17 protein-coding genes are annotated in these 14845 nt (G+C 54.8%); 11 read left to right on the top strand and 6 right to left on the bottom strand.

Features of this window, described 5'->3' with window-relative positions; translation table 11 throughout:
* Window positions 1-21 precede the first annotated feature (21 nt).
* From pstB to arsH, 6 genes are all read left to right on the top strand, one after another.
* Window positions 22-915 (top strand): phosphate ABC transporter ATP-binding protein PstB, encoded by an 894-nt coding sequence (gene pstB / locus ABO_RS13705; RefSeq protein WP_011589953.1) that lies wholly within the window; start codon window positions 22-24, stop codon window positions 913-915.
* Window positions 916-939: 24 nt separating this feature from the next.
* Entirely contained in the window at window positions 940-1653 is a 714-nt protein-coding gene (gene phoU / locus ABO_RS13700) for a phosphate signaling complex protein PhoU (RefSeq protein ID WP_011589952.1), read from the top strand.
* Window positions 1654-1860: 207 nt separating this feature from the next.
* Entirely contained in the window at window positions 1861-2178 is a 318-nt protein-coding gene (locus tag ABO_RS13695; protein ID WP_011589951.1) for a metalloregulator ArsR/SmtB family transcription factor, read from the top strand.
* Between the two features lie 16 nt (window positions 2179-2194).
* Window positions 2195-2689: an arsenate reductase ArsC gene (locus tag ABO_RS13690; protein ID WP_011589950.1), complete on the top strand. Its 495-nt coding sequence runs from the start codon at window positions 2195-2197 to the stop codon at window positions 2687-2689.
* Window positions 2689-3708: an ACR3 family arsenite efflux transporter gene (arsB, locus tag ABO_RS13685; protein WP_011589949.1), complete on the top strand. Its 1020-nt coding sequence runs from the start codon at window positions 2689-2691 to the stop codon at window positions 3706-3708. The genes ABO_RS13690 and arsB overlap by 1 nt, the downstream gene beginning before the upstream one ends.
* Before the next feature lie 127 nt (window positions 3709-3835).
* Window positions 3836-4546: an arsenical resistance protein ArsH gene (gene arsH, locus ABO_RS13680; protein WP_035459839.1), complete on the top strand. Its 711-nt coding sequence runs from the start codon at window positions 3836-3838 to the stop codon at window positions 4544-4546.
* 89 nt (window positions 4547-4635) lie between these two features.
* Here the strand turns inward: arsH and ABO_RS13675 are convergent, their stop codons facing one another.
* The 4 genes from ABO_RS13675 to ABO_RS13660 all read right to left on the bottom strand — a co-directional run bounded on the left by ABO_RS13675 (window position 4636) and on the right by ABO_RS13660 (window position 7765).
* Window positions 4636-5820 carry a hypothetical protein gene (locus tag ABO_RS13675; protein ID WP_011589947.1) on the bottom strand — a complete coding sequence of 395 codons (1185 nt, stop codon included), beginning with the start codon at window positions 5818-5820 and terminating at the stop codon, window positions 4636-4638.
* Between the two features lie 39 nt (window positions 5821-5859).
* Window positions 5860-6423 carry an HdeD family acid-resistance protein gene (locus tag ABO_RS13670; protein WP_011589946.1) on the bottom strand — a complete coding sequence of 188 codons (564 nt, stop codon included), beginning with the start codon at window positions 6421-6423 and terminating at the stop codon, window positions 5860-5862.
* A gap of 106 nt (window positions 6424-6529) precedes the next feature.
* Complete coding sequence (locus ABO_RS13665; protein WP_011589945.1) at window positions 6530-7069, bottom strand: YaeQ family protein; 540 nt, start codon at window positions 7067-7069, stop codon at window positions 6530-6532.
* 141 nt (window positions 7070-7210) lie between these two features.
* Window positions 7211-7765, bottom strand: coding sequence for a TMEM165/GDT1 family protein (locus tag ABO_RS13660; RefSeq protein ID WP_041705170.1), 555 nt, complete (start codon window positions 7763-7765; stop codon window positions 7211-7213).
* 380 nt (window positions 7766-8145) lie between these two features.
* On the opposite strand from ABO_RS13660, the gene ABO_RS13655 reads away from it, so the two are divergent.
* Entirely contained in the window at window positions 8146-8352 is a 207-nt protein-coding gene (locus ABO_RS13655; protein WP_035460127.1) for a SlyX family protein, read from the top strand.
* Window positions 8353-8515: 163 nt separating this feature from the next.
* Here the strand turns inward: ABO_RS13655 and ABO_RS13650 are convergent, their stop codons facing one another.
* Together ABO_RS13650 and ABO_RS13645 are read right to left on the bottom strand one after the other, a co-directional pair.
* Window positions 8516-9637: a PilT/PilU family type 4a pilus ATPase gene (locus ABO_RS13650; RefSeq protein ID WP_011589942.1), complete on the bottom strand. Its 1122-nt coding sequence runs from the start codon at window positions 9635-9637 to the stop codon at window positions 8516-8518.
* 60 nt (window positions 9638-9697) lie between these two features.
* Window positions 9698-10732: a type IV pilus twitching motility protein PilT gene (locus tag ABO_RS13645; protein ID WP_011589941.1), complete on the bottom strand. Its 1035-nt coding sequence runs from the start codon at window positions 10730-10732 to the stop codon at window positions 9698-9700.
* A gap of 135 nt (window positions 10733-10867) precedes the next feature.
* Between ABO_RS13645 and ABO_RS13640 the strand changes: the two genes are divergently transcribed.
* The 4 genes from ABO_RS13640 (at window position 10868) to ABO_RS13625 (ending at window position 14833) form a co-directional block, all read left to right on the top strand.
* On the top strand, window positions 10868-11557 hold the full coding sequence (locus ABO_RS13640) for a YggS family pyridoxal phosphate-dependent enzyme (RefSeq protein ID WP_041705640.1): 690 nt from the start codon (window positions 10868-10870) through the stop codon (window positions 11555-11557).
* Window positions 11558-11577: 20 nt separating this feature from the next.
* The gene (gene proC, locus ABO_RS13635) at window positions 11578-12387 is read left to right on the top strand and encodes a pyrroline-5-carboxylate reductase (protein WP_011589939.1); all 810 of its coding nucleotides are present in this window, start codon (window positions 11578-11580) and stop codon (window positions 12385-12387) included.
* A 220-nt stretch (window positions 12388-12607) separates the two neighbouring features.
* Complete coding sequence (locus tag ABO_RS13630; protein ID WP_011589938.1) at window positions 12608-13156, top strand: YggT family protein; 549 nt, start codon at window positions 12608-12610, stop codon at window positions 13154-13156.
* A gap of 213 nt (window positions 13157-13369) precedes the next feature.
* The gene (locus ABO_RS13625) at window positions 13370-14833 is read left to right on the top strand and encodes a sensor domain-containing diguanylate cyclase (protein WP_011589937.1); all 1464 of its coding nucleotides are present in this window, start codon (window positions 13370-13372) and stop codon (window positions 14831-14833) included.
* Window positions 14834-14845: the final 12 nt, after the last annotated feature.

The raw sequence follows: 14845 nt of genomic DNA, 5'->3' as shown, positions 1-14845 counted from the left end.
CGGATAAAGAGGAATCGAGCAATGGAAACCGCACAGCAATTGGACAAACCGGCTCTGGACACCAATGATGCGGCCAGAGATAAGGCCATTAACGAGCAGGTAACGATGACACAAGACACCCCCTATCCAGACCAGACCGTGGGCAACCCCTTCGTGGATGACCCCAAAATGCGCCTGCGCGATGTGGAGGTATTCTACGATGATAATCAGGCGATTCACGGTGTTAGCCTAGACATCGGAAAGAATGAGGTGGTGTCACTGATCGGCCCTTCCGGCTGCGGTAAATCTACCTTTTTGCGTTGCCTGAATCGCATGAACGACACCATCGATATTTGTAAGGTGAAAGGCAGCCTGCATCTGGAAAGTCAGGATCTTTATGACCCTAAACTGGATGTGGTGGAATTGCGCGCTCGGGTGGGCATGGTGTTCCAAAAGCCTAACCCGTTCCCTAAGTCTATCTATGACAACGTGGCCTATGGCCCGCGCATACACGGCCTGGCTAATAAGAAATATGACCTGGATGAAATCGTAGAAACCAGCCTGCGCAAAGCGGGTTTGTGGGAGGAAGTGAAGGATCGTTTGCACGCACCGGGCACGGGTTTGTCTGGTGGTCAGCAGCAGCGTCTGTGTATTGCCCGCACCATTGCGGTGAGCCCGGAAGTGGTGCTGATGGATGAGCCCTGTTCAGCGCTGGACCCAATTGCCACCGCCAAAATCGAAGAATTGATCAGCGAGCTGAGCGAGTCTTACACCATCGCTATCGTGACTCACTCCATGCAGCAGGCCGCGCGGGTATCTAGCCGTACCGCTTATTTCCATTTAGGGCGTCTGGTGGAAATGAATGATACCGAGACCGTGTTCACCAAACCCGAGCATGATCTGACGGAAGCTTATATCACTGGCCGCTTCGGTTAACGTGCGGGTAAGGAGAACAAGATAATGGACCGTATGCATTTTGGCGAGCATAGCTCGACCCAGTTTAACGCCGCGTTGGAATCTATCCGTAACCACCTGATGGAAATGGGCGGTTTGGTGGAAAAACAGGTGGTGGATGCATTGCAGGCATTGCTGCAGGCTGACTCTGCGCTAGCTGAAAAAGTCATAGAAACCGAAAAGAAGGTCGATAAGCTGGAAATCCTCATCGACGAGGAATGCACCAAGGTGCTGGCTTTGCGTCAGCCGGCGGCTTCGGATCTGCGTTTAATCATTGCTGTGTCTAAAGCGGTATCTGATCTAGAGCGCATTGGTGATGAGTCGGCCAAAATTGCCCGCATGGGGTTGCAGCTGGCTGAAGAGGGCGAGTCACCTCGCGGTTACGTGGAAGTACGGCATATCGGTAACCATGTGCGCAATATGTTGCGTGATGCCCTGGATGCCTTTGCCCGCTTTGACGCCCATAAAGCCCTGACCGTGGCGGCGGAAGATAATGAAGTAGACATTGAATACGCCAGTGCCATGCGTTCTTTAGCGACCTTCATGATGGAAGATCCTCGCTCTATCACTCGAGTACTCAACATCATTTGGTCTCTGCGTGCCCTGGAACGCATTGGTGACCATGCCCGTAATATCGGTGAGCAGGTTATCTATTTGGTGAAAGGTAAGGATGTGCGGCACATCAGCATTGATGAAATTGAAGAGAAGTTGAAAAGCTAACAAAGTTGCCGCCCGCAGCATGAAAAACCCGGCTACGTGCCGGGTTTTTTTTGGACTGATTCCGCGCGCTATCTCTCCGCTTGTGCCTATTCCGGCGGCAATTTTTTGGTTATCGGATGGCCACAAACGGGCAGTGTTGCAGCTTGACCCTTAATGCTTGCCTCTATAATATCCGTATTTCCGAATATATGAATATACTATGCGCACATGCTCACACCTACTCAGCTCTGTAAATGCCTTGGCGATGATATCCGCCTCAGCCTGATCTGCTTGTTGCACGGTCAAGCAGAGGTCTGCGTGTGTGATTTGGTCGATGCCATGCAGGCGCCACAATCTACCGTGTCCCGGCATCTTGCCCAGTTGCGCCAGTGCGAACTGGTGGTCGCCCGGCGACAGGGCACCTGGATGCATTACCAGCTGAACCCGGCCTTGCCGGAGTGGGCTGCAGCGGCCATTAATGCATTGGTAGTGCCCGCCCGAGATGCGTTGAATATCACTCTTCCCAGTGCCGCGTGCTGCGGCTGAAAGACGAGAAAAGGTTATGAATACACCACTGAATGTCTTGTTTTTGTGCACCGGTAATTCCTGTCGCTCCATCATTGGTGAAGCGCTGGCTGATCATCTGGGGAAGGGTAAGTTGCACGGATTGAGTGCCGGCAGCATGCCTACCGGTAAGGTCAATGAAAACGCTTTGGCTGTGCTCGCCCGCCACGGTGTGCCGGTGAACACTCCCAGCTCCAAGTCCATGGATGATCTGGAAGGGGAAAAGATTGATCTGGTGATCACGGTTTGTGATGCCGCCGCGGGTGAGTCCTGCCCGGTGTGGTTGGGTGATACCCAGAAAGTGCATTGGGGCCTGGAAGACCCGGCCCATGCAACGGGAACTGACGACGAGATTCGTGGGGCTTTTGAGGTTACCTATAACGAACTGCATGCTCGCGTAGAAGCTCTGGCAGCGCTGGATTTTGAATCGATGAACCCATTGGGGTTGATCGCAACAGCGCAAAAAATTCACCGCGAAATGGATAATCAGTAATGCCGTTTTTTGAACGATATCTCAGTGTCTGGGTGGCATTGGCCATTGCTGTTGGCGTGGGCTTGGGCGTAGCCGTTCCCGGTGTCTTTGAATCGGTTGCCGGTTTCGAGTATGCCCATGTGAATTTGGCCGTAGCAGTATTCATCTGGGTAATGGTTTACCCGATGATGATTCAGATTGATTTCACCGCGATTAAAAAAGTCGGCAGGAACCCACGCGGGCTACTGCTGACTTTGGTGGTTAACTGGCTGATAAAGCCGTTCACCATGGCGGCTTTAGGCTGGTTATTTTTCAAGGTTTTTTTCGCCGGTTGGGTGGATCCGCAAACGGCGACAGAGTACATCGCCGGTATGATCCTGTTGGGTGTGGCGCCCTGCACGGCCATGGTGTTTGTGTGGAGCCAGCTTACTAAGGGCGATGCGAATTACACCCTGGTACAAGTGTCGGTGAACGATATCATTATGGTATTTGCCTTTGCGCCGATTGCCGGTTTGTTACTGGGGGTGAGTGATATTGCCGTGCCTTGGGATACCTTGGTGCTGTCAGTGGTGCTCTATGTGGTTATGCCATTACTGGCGGGAATGGCAACACGTCATTGGCTGGGGAGCGAGAAGAGGGTTGCCGCCTTTGTTCATCGGCTCAAGCCCGTCAGCGTGATGGGCCTGTTGGCCACAGTGGTGCTGCTATTTGGTTTCCAGGCGGAAACTATTCTTGCCAAGCCCATGGCCATCGTGCTCATTGCTATTCCGCTATTGATCCAGACCTACGGTATTTTTGCTATTGCCTACTGGGCGGCAAAACGGCTGAGGTTGAAGCATAACGTGGCAGGCCCGGCCTGCTTGATCGGTACCAGTAACTTCTTCGAGTTGGCTGTGGCGGTGGCTATCAGTGTGTTCGGTCTGCATTCTGGTGCGGCCTTGGCGACCGTGGTCGGGGTGCTGGTGGAGGTGCCTGTGATGTTGTCACTGGTAGCGATTATCAACCGTACCTCGCACTGGTTTGAAGAAGCCAGCCAATAGCATTAATAGCGAATAAAAACCGTTAATGATCAAGCGTCTGTCTGCTCCCACTGAGACTTTTTCAGTGAGGGTAAACGATGCTTGTCGCGAAGCTAGCCTCAATTATTACGAAAGAAGTTACCGTGCCATGAACGATCTACCCAATCTCGATAATGACTGCTTTCAGCGTCCCACTACTGACAGCGTATTCCGGGCCCAGCCGTCTACTCATAAGCCGCGCATCCTGTTGCTATATGGATCACTCCGTCAGCGTTCCTTTAGTCGCCTAGTGGTTCAGGAAGCCGCTCGATTGCTGGAGGCCATGGGTGCAGAAGCAAAAATTTTCCATGCTGATGGTTTGCCTCTGCCCGACAGTGAAGATGCTAGCCACCCTAAGGTGCAGGAACTGCGCGATATGGTGACTTGGTGCGAAGGTATGGTGTGGTGCTCTCCGGAACGGCACGGTGCCATGACGGGCATTATGAAAGCACAGATCGATTGGATTCCTTTATCGCTTGGGGCGGTACGTCCGACCCAGGGGAAGACCCTGGCGGTGATGCAAGTCAGTGGTGGCTCCCAGTCGTTCAATGCGGTAAACCAGCTACGTGTGCTGGGTCGCTGGATGCGCATGGTCACTATTCCAAACCAGTCTTCGGTGCCGAAAGCATTTCTGGAATTTGATGATAATGATCGTATGAAACCCTCCGGTTTCTACGATCGTATTGTGGATGTCATAGAAGAGTTGGTGAAATTCACCTATTTGACCCGTGACCGTAGTGACTATCTCACCGACCGTTATTCCGAGCGTAAGGAATCGGCTGAGGAACTGATGGCGAGAGTCAATCAGCGCAGTATGTAGAGCTGCATGCCGCGTATAACCCTGCGGCGAAAGTGTATCGTAAGCTGGCCTGTTTCTGCACAAAAGGGTAATCGCTTACGTGACGCTATTTACAGTAAAGGTAAGCAGGCGCTATAGCGGTCATTGTCTGGTGCATGCCTGAAGCATAGCTGTTGGTCTTGGCGGGTGAGCGTGTCATCTTTGCCAGGGGTCCAAGGGTTACTCACGGGGCTGTCTTTCTTCGTATTTTCAAGCTGATTCAGCAATGCTAGGCGGGCGTCTAGATGCACCAGGCGAAACAGGTATCGTTTGAAGTCTGGGGTGGCGGTTTCCAGTAACACATTACCAATGGGGTTGCGTATGGCTTGCCCTGTTGTAGCGCGGGCCGGCTGAATGTTATCTGCTTGAATAACATCAGCGGGCTGCCCCGCGAGTTTTGCATAGTGCTGATATAACGGGAGCATGCGGTTTACGCTGATATGCTTTTTCAGGCCCGCCTTGAATTGTAGCTTTTCAGTCCACGTCGCCTGCTGGTTACCTTCCCGGTATTGTTCTTCCAAAAAGAAATGCGCCATCAGGGTGAATTCTTTTTTCATTGGTGAATGGAAACTTTTTTCTGCTGAAGTCAGGGGGGTCAGCACCGGTGCCGGCATAGCCTTCTGCTGCACGAGAAGTGCCACTAACTGCAGTTTTTCCGCAAGGATGGCATTGGCAACCATTTTGCTGATCAGACTGTGGTCTTGGGCCAGCCATTGGCGCAGCTGCTGAATCTCGGTGAGCAGCGCGGGGCCGGGAGCGGCGCTGTTGGCCCAAGCCAGTGATTGCAGCCGTGAAGCGCAAACCAACAGGTTGTACTCGGGAAAGGTGGCGTTCAGGCGAGGCGGCGTGTTGTCAGAAAAATAAGAGAATTCCAGAAAGGTTTGGTAGCGATCTATGAGAAATTGATAGCGGCTGATCAAGGCTTTGGCTTGTGCTTTTTTTTCCTGCTGCTCTAGTAGGCAGGCAGCCGTCATAGGATGGCAGAGCAGAGGTGTGTTGTTCAGCTTCGGGTAGGCATTGGGAAGCACCAGCTCCGGATGTACTTTTTGTCGCTGCGCCAGCTCATGCCCCTGTTGCGCAGGTGATTGTGTAGCGGGCACACCAAACCCGAGCAGGTAGGCATAAGCCGGGTTGTCATCATTGGGGGTTGTGTCCAGCCATTGTCGGGCTGTGTCATCAAGAGGGGCATCCCGTAGCCACCAAACGGTGAACGCCACCAGCGCCAACACACCAATCCCTAGGATGCTTTTTTTCATGGCGCGATTCTTTATACGTTGTAGAGAGTGAGGGCGCGGCTAAAAGTCCCGGTGCTGATATTGGCGGGCACTCAGGGCCACCATCACCAACATCCAGCCATTCATGATCAACTCAATGGCGAGAAATAGCCCGATCACCCACTGCCCAGATTGCGGCCATTGCGCAAAAATCATCCACGCTAAGGCTAGGCCGATCAGTGCACTAATGATTAGCAAAAAGGTATGGGTACTACCGCGAACATGCCAAGCGATCAAGAACCGCAGAGTGGAGATAAGCGCGATGGCGGCGCCGATAATCAGGGTCAGTCCACCGGCGGCGACGGCAGGGCGGGCCATCATATAGCCTCCAAGCAACGCATAGAGCAAGCCGATCATCAGAAACGGCAAGCTGCGTGAGAGCGTGGGGGTGCGGAACGCCTGAAGGATTTGAATCAAGCCGGCCAGCAGTAAAAGTCCACCAATCCAGAACACGCTGATCAAAGTGAACAACCCCGTAGCGCCAAGACCTAGAGTGCCGAGGACAATAAAAACGATGCCGGTAACCAGCAGGCCTTTCCAGTGTTGGGAAAGATGTTCAAGCAGTGGCGGTGGTGTGGCGGGCATGTGGCGAACTCCGTGTCGGCAATGCGTTGATGTGCGTATAGAGAGTGAATGTAGCACAGCGGAAGGCGCGACCACCAAATGCCGGGGCGTCATACAAGAATGAGAGTCAGGGGTACCATTGCGAAAGCGTGATTTCTTCGCTCTGTTCCGTGGTGCCGAACCAGACCTGGCCATCCTGAATCATCGCCTGTAACTGCATGGCCCGCTGAGCGCAGGTGGCCAGTGTGGCTTCGCTGTCTGCATCCACGTGGATGATGGTCAGGTTATCGAAGCGACGCACCTTGTTCTTCATGCTGTCCCACCATACCTGTGGCGCCCGTGGGCCATAACAATACAGGGTAACCTGTTCCGCCAGGCCACACGCTTTACGCAGGCGTTTCTCATCGGGCATGCCCAACTCGATCCAGTGGGCAAGGGTGTCGTTGGGATGGCGTTGCCACAGGTCTGGTTCTTCCGGGTTGGACAGGCCTCGAGAGAAGGCCAGATCTTCATGGGCGTTGAGAGCAAAGGCCAGTAGCCGCAACATCATTCGTGATTCGGTTTCCGAGGGGTGCAAGGCTACTGTCAGATTATGGGTGGCGTAATAATCCCGGTCCATATCGGAAACGGTGAGTTCAGCTTTGTAGATGGTGGCGGTGAGGGCCATGGCAGAGGACTCGCAAACAGGGAGCACGCAACAGGCATGCACGCAAAAGGGGCTGATTGTATCAGGTTGGAGTGTGTACGGCGGGCGCAACAGTCGTTTTGTGTGGGCGCGGTCGAACGAGCCCTCCCACACGAGGTTGCGTCAGCCGAGAAGCGCAATTATCCCGAAACCCACGAACAACGCTGCGCTGATGCGATGGGCCCAGGTTTCAAATTGTTGGCTGCCGAATTGGTGGGCCAGCCAGATGACCGGCAGGTTGGCGGCGATCATGCCCAGGGTGGAGCCGCTTAGTACTGGCCAGAACTGATCTTTGAACTGTATCGCCAGGGCGATGGTGGCCAGCTGGGTCTTGTCGCCGATTTCAGCAATGAAGAACAACACCAGTGCGGTAAGGAAAGGGCCGAAGCGAGGGTTGTCTTCCACTTCTTCATCGGCGTCCGGGATTAGCATCCACAAGCCCAGGCCGATAAAGCTGAGGCCAAGAGTCCAGCGCAGCCACTCCAGGGGGATGGTGCTGGCCAGCCAGTCTCCAAACCAGACCGAGGCACCGTGGTTGAGCAGGGTCGCCACCACTACGCCGGCGAGGATAGGCCACGGTTTGCGAAATTTGAGAATCAGCGCGAGAGATAATAGCTGTGTCTTGTCGCCAATTTCCCCAAGGGCAACTAGCACAAAGGCGCTGAACAGGGCTTCCATGAATATTTCCAGCGGGGCGGGATTGTGCGACACAGAGACATCACCGGCGAATCCCGCCCCTGCGGAATGCCTGCAATGTCTCAGGTCTCGTCAATCCGTAAGGATGCGGACGCAGCCACCATGCGCATGAGGCGCAATCATGTTGATGACCGCCAAGGGGCTTTGCGTGAAAGCGATCGAGCGACTACTCCCCCAAGACGGCGAAAACCATAGCGGAAATATGGGTTAAGGGCCAGTACAATGGGCTATTAGCTGCAAGGCGCGGCAGATGCTGACTTGTCTTAGGTACTGGAGTGTGTGTGGCGCAAAGGCAGGAGCATCGCCTCTGCCTGGAGCATGTTGTTACCCTCGATCCCAGTTCAAATGTGGAAGAGATTCTCATGAGTGAAGAACGTTTTCTTGATGTTGAAACCAAGCTGGCCTACCAAGAGGACTTGGTGGAGTCGTTGAATAAAGTGGTCAGTGACCAGCGACGGCAGATTGATGCGCTGGAAAAAAACTACCGAAAAATGGCCGACCGGCTGATGGATCTGTCTGAGGCATTTGAGGCCACTCAGGTTGAGGATGCACCGCCTCCGCATTACTGAGGCCGTTGCGTGCGGCGAAAACAGCCGCTATTCGGTCCGAATTGCATGATTTTTGAAGTAAGTCATCATTCTAGAAGCCAGAATGAAAAAGGCCGCGCCCATACTTTGGGCGCGGCCTTTTTGTTTGCAGATACAAGTGAAGTCGCGTGGTCTGCAAGGTCTGTTACTCCGTATCCTCGATGCTTAGACCCCGCGTGGCCACGTCTAAACTGGAGGCGTCGGTTTCGTTGCCGAGCTTAATCATCAGGCGTAAGTCGTTGGGCGAGTCGGCGTGGAGCATGGCGTCTTCGTAGGTGATTTCACCGGCGGAGTACAGGTCGTAAAGGGCTTGATCGAAAGTCTGCATACCCTGCTCCCGGGATTTGCTCATCAGCTGCTTGATCTGATGCACTTCGCCCTTGCGGATATGGTCTTGTACCAGCGGTGTGCCTAGAAGCACTTCGATGGCCGCGCGTCGGCCTTTACCATCTGGGGTGGGGATCAGTTGCTGGGCGACGATGCCTTTCAGGTTCAGGGATAGATCCATCCACAGCTGGCCATGACGATCCGCCGGGAAGAAGTGAATGATCCGGTCCAGCGCCTGGTTGGCGTTGTTGGCGTGTAAGGTAGCTAGACACAGGTGCCCGGTTTCGGCGAAAGCAATGGCCTTGTCCATGGTGTCAGGGGTGCGGATCTCCCCAATCAGAATCACATCCGGTGCCTGGCGCAGGGTGTTCTTCAGGGCCACGTCGAAGGATTCGGTATCAATGCCCACCTCACGCTGGGTGACGATACAGCCCTGGTGCTGGTGGATAAATTCGATGGGGTCTTCAATGGTGATGATGTGACCCTTGGAGTTCTTGTTGCGATGGCCAATCATGGACGCCAGTGAGGTGGATTTACCGGTACCGGTAGCGCCCACGAAAATCACTAAGCCACGCTTGGTCATAGCCAGTTCCTTTATCACTGGCGGCAAGCGCAGGTCGTCCACGTTAGGGATTTTGGTTTCGATGCGGCGCAGTACCATGCCCACCAGGTTGCGCTGATAGAACGCAGAGACCCGGAAACGGCCCACGCCACGGGCGGAGATGGCAAAGTTACACTCATGGTTGGCCACGAACTCCTTGCGCTGCTGCTCGGTCATGACGCCAAACACGATGTCCCGTGTTATATCCGGGGTCAGCGCACTTTTGGTCACCGGCAGGATCTTGCCGTTGATTTTCATACTCGGGGGTACGCCAGCGGTGATAAACAGATCTGACCCACCTTTCTGTACCATCAACTTGAGAAGCTCTTCGAATTCCATGCGTTAAGGCCTGTCTGTACTGATTCTGTCGGCGCCTTGGCTGGGCCGTTGCGGGGCTATTTACAGAGAATCTGGGTTCTTGGCTTTCTCACGAGCCACATCACGGGCCACCAGGCCTTTCTGCACCAGCCCTTGCAGGCACTGGTCCAGCGTCTGCATGCCTAATGCACCGCCGGTCTGGATGGCGGAATACATCTGGGCCACCTTATCTTCACGAATCAGGTTCCGTATCGCTGGGGTGCCCATCATGATTTCGTGGGCCGCCACACGGCCGCCGCCGTTTTTCTTCATCAGCGTTTGTGACACCACCGCCTGCAGTGATTCCGACAGCATTGAGCGGATCATGGATTTTTCTTCGGCGGGGAACACGTCGATTACTCGGTCAATGGTTTTAGCCGCGGAGGTGGTGTGCAGCGTGCCGAACACCAGGTGGCCGGTTTCTGCGGCCGTTAGCGCCAGGCGGATGGTTTCCAGATCCCGCAGTTCACCCACCAAAATAATGTCTGGATCTTCCCGCAGTGCCGAGCGCAGGGCTTCAGAGAAACCGAGGGTGTCGCGGTGAACTTCGCGCTGGTTGACTAGACATTTCTTGGATTCGTGTACGAATTCGATAGGATCCTCAATGGTGAGGATGTGTTCGTAACGGGAATCGTTGATGTAATCGACCATGGCTGCCAGGGTGGTAGATTTACCCGAGCCGGTGGGCCCCGTGACTAGCACGATACCCCGGGGCATTTCGGAGATATTCTGGAAGACCTTGCCCATCCCCAAGTCTTCCATGGTCAGCACTTTCGATGGAATGGTTCGAAATACCGCACCGGCACCACGGTTGTGGTTAAAGGCGTTTACCCGGAAGCGGGCTACGCCGGGCACCTCGAAGGAGAAGTCCGTCTCGAAGAATTCCTCGAAATCTTTGCGCTGCTTGTCATTCATGATGTCATAGATCAATGAATGAACTTCCTTGTGCTCCATGGCGGGCAGGTTGATGCGGCGCACGTCGCCATCCACCCGGATCATTGGGGGCAGGCCCGCGGACAAGTGAAGGTCAGAGGCGCCGTTTTTGGCGCTGAAAGCGAGCAGCTCGGTAATATCCATGATTTATACTTGCTGTTATGGCTTGGAAAGAGCCCCCGTGGGTGACCCTTTGTTATTATGTTGTGGAGCCTTCGCCGGGTTCCTCAGAAAATCGTCGCATGCTTAAAGTAACCCGACCTCTTGAGCCGTTCAATGATGACTGACGTCAAATCACCACTGCTGCACATTAATGAGCAAATAAAGTCACACTGTGAGCGTGTCGGCCGTGACCCCCATAGTGTGCAGCTTCTGGCGGTCAGTAAGACCCGCACAGCAGACGAACTGGCCAAACTGGCAGACCAAGGGCAGCGGCATTTCGGTGAGAACTACCTGCAGGAGGCGCTGGCCAAGATTGCTGCGCTGCGGGGGCGGGGCTTGGTATGGCATTTCATTGGTCCAATTCAATCCAACAAGACGCGGGATATCGCGGCTCATTTTGATTGGGTGCACTCGGTGGACCGGCTCAAGGTGGCGCGCCGCCTCAGCGAACAGCGGCCGCCAGAATCCGCGCCGTTGAACCTGTGTATTCAGGTTAATGTGGACGATGAAGCGAGCAAGAGTGGGGTGGCGCTGGCGGGCGTGGCCGAGTTGGCTGCCGCCGTGGACGCGCTGCCCAATATCCGGTTGCGGGGGCTTATGGCCATTCCCCGGGCGGACAACGACGATGGCAACCGCGCTGCCTTCCGACAGCTCGCCATGACACTGTCACAATTGCGCAATACAATGCCCGCCCTCGATACGCTCTCCATGGGCATGAGCGCGGACTATCCGGTGGCTATTGAAGAAGGTGCTACCGTGATCCGGCTGGGCACCGCCCTGTTCGGCCCGCGCCCGCCCAAGGCTTGATAACAAAGGACTGCGCAGTTATGGCACAACAACTAATCGGATTTATCGGCGCCGGCAACATGGCAACCAGCCTGGCCGGAGGCATGGTGGCGAAAGGAATTCGCCCGGCCCGTATCTGGATGAGCGACCCCTCTAAAGACCGGTTGGACGAAGTCGCCCAGCTGCAACGGGTGCATGTGAGTACCGAAAACCGTGATGTGGCGGGGCGGGTCGACGTGCTGGTGCTGGCGGTGAAGCCACAGATGATGGAGCAGGTGTGTACCGACCTGCGTGACCTGATCGCGGAGCGTCAGCCCCTGGTGATCTCCATTGCCGCCGGTGTGACCGTGGGCAACCTGCGTCGCTGGCTGGGTAGTACTCCGATTGTGCGCTGCATGCCCAATACGCCGTCGCTGGTACAGGCCGGCGCCACTGGCCTGTATGCCGCCGATGATGTGAGCGATGAGCAAAAAGCCATGGCCAAGGAAATTCTTGGTTCCGTGGGTATCGCGTTCTGGTTTGACGAAGAAAAAGAACTGGATGCGGTCACCGCCGTTTCTGGCTCCGGTCCGGCGTACTTTTTCCTGCTGATGGAATCGCTGATCGAAGCGGCCAAGGCCCAGGGGCTGGATGCGGGCACTGCTCGGCAGATGGTGCTGCAAACGGCCTGGGGCGCAGCCCAACTGGCGATTACCAGTGAAGTGGGCCCGGATGTGCTGCGCCAGCAAGTCACCAGCCCCGGTGGCACTACCGCCGCAGCATTGGGTGTGTTTGAGGAAGCCGGTTTTCGCGAACAGGTGCAAGCCGCCGTTGCTGCCGCGCGTGAGCGGTCGGAAGAGCTGGCAGGATAAAGCAGCAACACGTGGCAAGCAGCAAGATGCGGGGATGATTAGAAGCTTTTGAGATGCGGTGCCCACGCAATTAGGCTTGAGCGTGGGTACGGTCTATTTTAAAAGAGAGCTTTCGCTGTGTTGCAGCTAGAAGCTTGTCGCTTGATTTTCCCTTCTTTTGCCCCAAACTCTATCCCAGTTTCCGGCCAAGGCCGGTCGAGACATCGCAACGGAGTGATTCATGAACCCGCAGGGTGCCCTGGTTTTTCTGCTGGATTTTGCGTTCAGCGCTTACATTTTCATTGTACTGACCCGTTTCGTGCTGCAGCTGGCCCGGGCGGATTTTTATAACCCGATTTCCCAATTTGTGCTCAAGGCCACTAACCCGTTGCTCAAGCCTCTGCGCCGGATCATTCCCGGTTACGGTGGGCTGGATGTGGCCTCGTTGGTGTTGGTTATTGTGCTCATCATGCTCAAGGCGGTGCTGATTCTGAGCATCCAAGTGGGCGGTTTTCCGTCGGGGATCGGTGGGCAGTTGGTGATTTACACCCTGCAGGAACTGGTCAGCTTGATCCTGAACTATGTGTTCTGGGCGGTGCTGATCCGGGTTATTCTAAGTTGGGTGGCGCCAGACCCTTACAATCCTATGGTGCGGGTGATTGTTCAGGTTACCGAACCGATAATGGCGCCGGTTCGCAAGATGTTGCCCCCGATGGGTGGATTTGATTTGAGCCCACTGATTGTGCTGCTGGGCGTTCAGCTGTTGCAGATTTTGTTCAAGCTACACTAACGGACAACAGGCCATTGGATAAGAGGCCTTTGAATAAAGCTAGGAACGAAAAAGGCGCCGAACGGCGCCTTTTTTCGTTTAAGTGGCAGGTAAAATCGCTGCCGGAGCTGGTGCAAATAAGTGCAAGGGTTTTTACTTGTTCTGAACCTTTGGTTACAACGTAAGAGTAAAAACGGTGTCGTGATAGGACGGGCGCCAAGCACGGGGAAAAATATGCAAGATCGGGGTGATTTCAGCCTTACCGGCCTGAGAGAATTACACCAGCTCTCATTGCTGCCTAGCGGGGACTTTAATGCACTTTATGCGGCCTACCTAGAGGTGGGGCGCAGCCTGCTGGAGCTTTCTATTGGCATTGTTAGTTGCATTAAAGACGGTGACTACGAAGTGCTAGCGGTGCAACCGGGCGATGGTGGTATCAGCCCCGGTGATCATTTCCCTCTGGGTGATACTTACTGCTCCACCGTAATGAGCAAGCAAGGCTCGGTAGCGTTGCACCATGTGGGTGAACTGGAAGAGATGCGTTCGCACCCAGTGTATGTGGGGATGCAGTTAGAATCCTATATAGCTGTGCCGTTGTATGTGCAGGGTGAGATTTTCGGCACCCTTAATTTCAGTGATCCGTCACCGCGCCGTGAAGCTTTCAGCATCGAGGAAATGGAGTTTTTGGAATTGATGGGGAAGTCTCTCAGCCAGACGCTAGAGCAGGACCGGCTGAGTCAACAACAGCAAGCGGCCGTTAGTAAAATGGAAGAGAACATGGCCCTGTTCGAAGGGGCTTTTCGCCACGCAGCCATCGGCATGGCGATTGTGTCGCCGCAAGGCGGCTGGATGCGGGTGAATCAAGCGCTGTGCAGCATTCTGGGTTATGACGAAGAGGCGCTGCTGGCCAGTGACTTCCAGACCATAACGCACCCGGATGACCTGGAAACCGACTTGCATCATGTGGAAGAGATGCTGACAGGCAAACGTAGCAGTTACTGGATGAAGAAACGCTATATCCATAAGAATGGCCATATTGTCTGGGTGTTGTTGGCCGTCTCTCTTGTCCGTAATGGGGATGGTTCGCCCCGTTATTTTTTATCCCAAATCGAAGATATCACCGCTCAAGTAACGGCGGAATTGACCCTGCGCGAAAAACAGGGCGAGCTGGAGGAGCTCAACCAAGAGCTGGCGAGCATGGCTCGTACTGACCCGCTCACCGGGCTCTATAACCGATTGGTGTTGATGGAAGGTTTGCGCCAAGAGTTCAGTCGCTGTGAGCGTCGTAGCGAGCCTATGTCGGTAATTTTCATGGATGTGGATCATTTCAAGCAGTACAACGATAGCTACGGGCACGTAGAAGGGGATGCGGCCCTGCAGGCAGTGGCCGAGGCTCTGCGTCCGGTTATTCGTGATACCGATGTGTTGGCGCGTTACGGTGGCGAAGAGTTTGTTGCCTTGCTGCCCACCGCTAATTCGCAAGATGCTGAAAGGGTGGCAGAACGTTGTCGCCGTGCCGTGGCGGAGATTTCTTCGCTCAGCAGGCCGGTGAGCCTGAGTGTGGGTGTGGCCACGCTCAGGTTCGGTGATGAAGCTGATGAAACGAAGAGCCCCGAATCGCTACTAAGCGCGGCGGATCGAGCGCTTTATGTAGCGAAGGGGGCCGGCCGCAACCGCGTTCATACCGCGCAGCTCTAATGTTTGAAGCCC

Source organism: Alcanivorax borkumensis SK2 (assembly GCF_000009365.1).
GTDB lineage: Bacteria > Pseudomonadota > Gammaproteobacteria > Pseudomonadales > Alcanivoracaceae > Alcanivorax > Alcanivorax borkumensis.
The sequence above is the reverse complement of the archived record's forward strand: the minus strand, read 5'-3'. Positions and strand labels throughout refer to the sequence as shown.

Excerpts from the sequence above, each read along its gene's own strand:
- ABO_RS13655 (WP_035460127.1), top strand. The coding sequence starts at position 8,146 with ATGAGTGAAGAACGTTTTCTTGATGTTGAAACCAAGCTGGCCTACCAA.
- ABO_RS13650 (WP_011589942.1), bottom strand. The coding sequence starts at position 9,637 with ATGGAATTCGAAGAGCTTCTCAAGTTGATGGTACAGAAAGGTGGGTCA.
- ABO_RS13630 (WP_011589938.1), top strand. The coding sequence starts at position 12,608 with ATGAACCCGCAGGGTGCCCTGGTTTTTCTGCTGGATTTTGCGTTCAGC.
- ABO_RS13690 (WP_011589950.1), top strand. The coding sequence starts at position 2,195 with ATGAATACACCACTGAATGTCTTGTTTTTGTGCACCGGTAATTCCTGT.
- ABO_RS13665 (WP_011589945.1), bottom strand. The coding sequence starts at position 7,069 with ATGGCCCTCACCGCCACCATCTACAAAGCTGAACTCACCGTTTCCGAT.
- arsB (WP_011589949.1), top strand. The coding sequence starts at position 2,689 with ATGCCGTTTTTTGAACGATATCTCAGTGTCTGGGTGGCATTGGCCATT.
- proC (WP_011589939.1), top strand. The coding sequence starts at position 11,578 with ATGGCACAACAACTAATCGGATTTATCGGCGCCGGCAACATGGCAACC.
- phoU (WP_011589952.1), top strand. The coding sequence starts at position 940 with ATGGACCGTATGCATTTTGGCGAGCATAGCTCGACCCAGTTTAACGCC.
- ABO_RS13640 (WP_041705640.1), top strand. The coding sequence starts at position 10,868 with ATGACTGACGTCAAATCACCACTGCTGCACATTAATGAGCAAATAAAG.
- ABO_RS13660 (WP_041705170.1), bottom strand. The coding sequence starts at position 7,765 with ATGGAAGCCCTGTTCAGCGCCTTTGTGCTAGTTGCCCTTGGGGAAATT.
- ABO_RS13675 (WP_011589947.1), bottom strand. The coding sequence starts at position 5,820 with ATGAAAAAAAGCATCCTAGGGATTGGTGTGTTGGCGCTGGTGGCGTTC.
- ABO_RS13645 (WP_011589941.1), bottom strand. The coding sequence starts at position 10,732 with ATGGATATTACCGAGCTGCTCGCTTTCAGCGCCAAAAACGGCGCCTCT.
- ABO_RS13625 (WP_011589937.1), top strand. The coding sequence starts at position 13,370 with ATGCAAGATCGGGGTGATTTCAGCCTTACCGGCCTGAGAGAATTACAC.
- pstB (WP_011589953.1), top strand. The coding sequence starts at position 22 with ATGGAAACCGCACAGCAATTGGACAAACCGGCTCTGGACACCAATGAT.
- ABO_RS13670 (WP_011589946.1), bottom strand. The coding sequence starts at position 6,423 with ATGCCCGCCACACCACCGCCACTGCTTGAACATCTTTCCCAACACTGG.
- arsH (WP_035459839.1), top strand. The coding sequence starts at position 3,836 with ATGAACGATCTACCCAATCTCGATAATGACTGCTTTCAGCGTCCCACT.
- ABO_RS13695 (WP_011589951.1), top strand. The coding sequence starts at position 1,861 with ATGCTCACACCTACTCAGCTCTGTAAATGCCTTGGCGATGATATCCGC.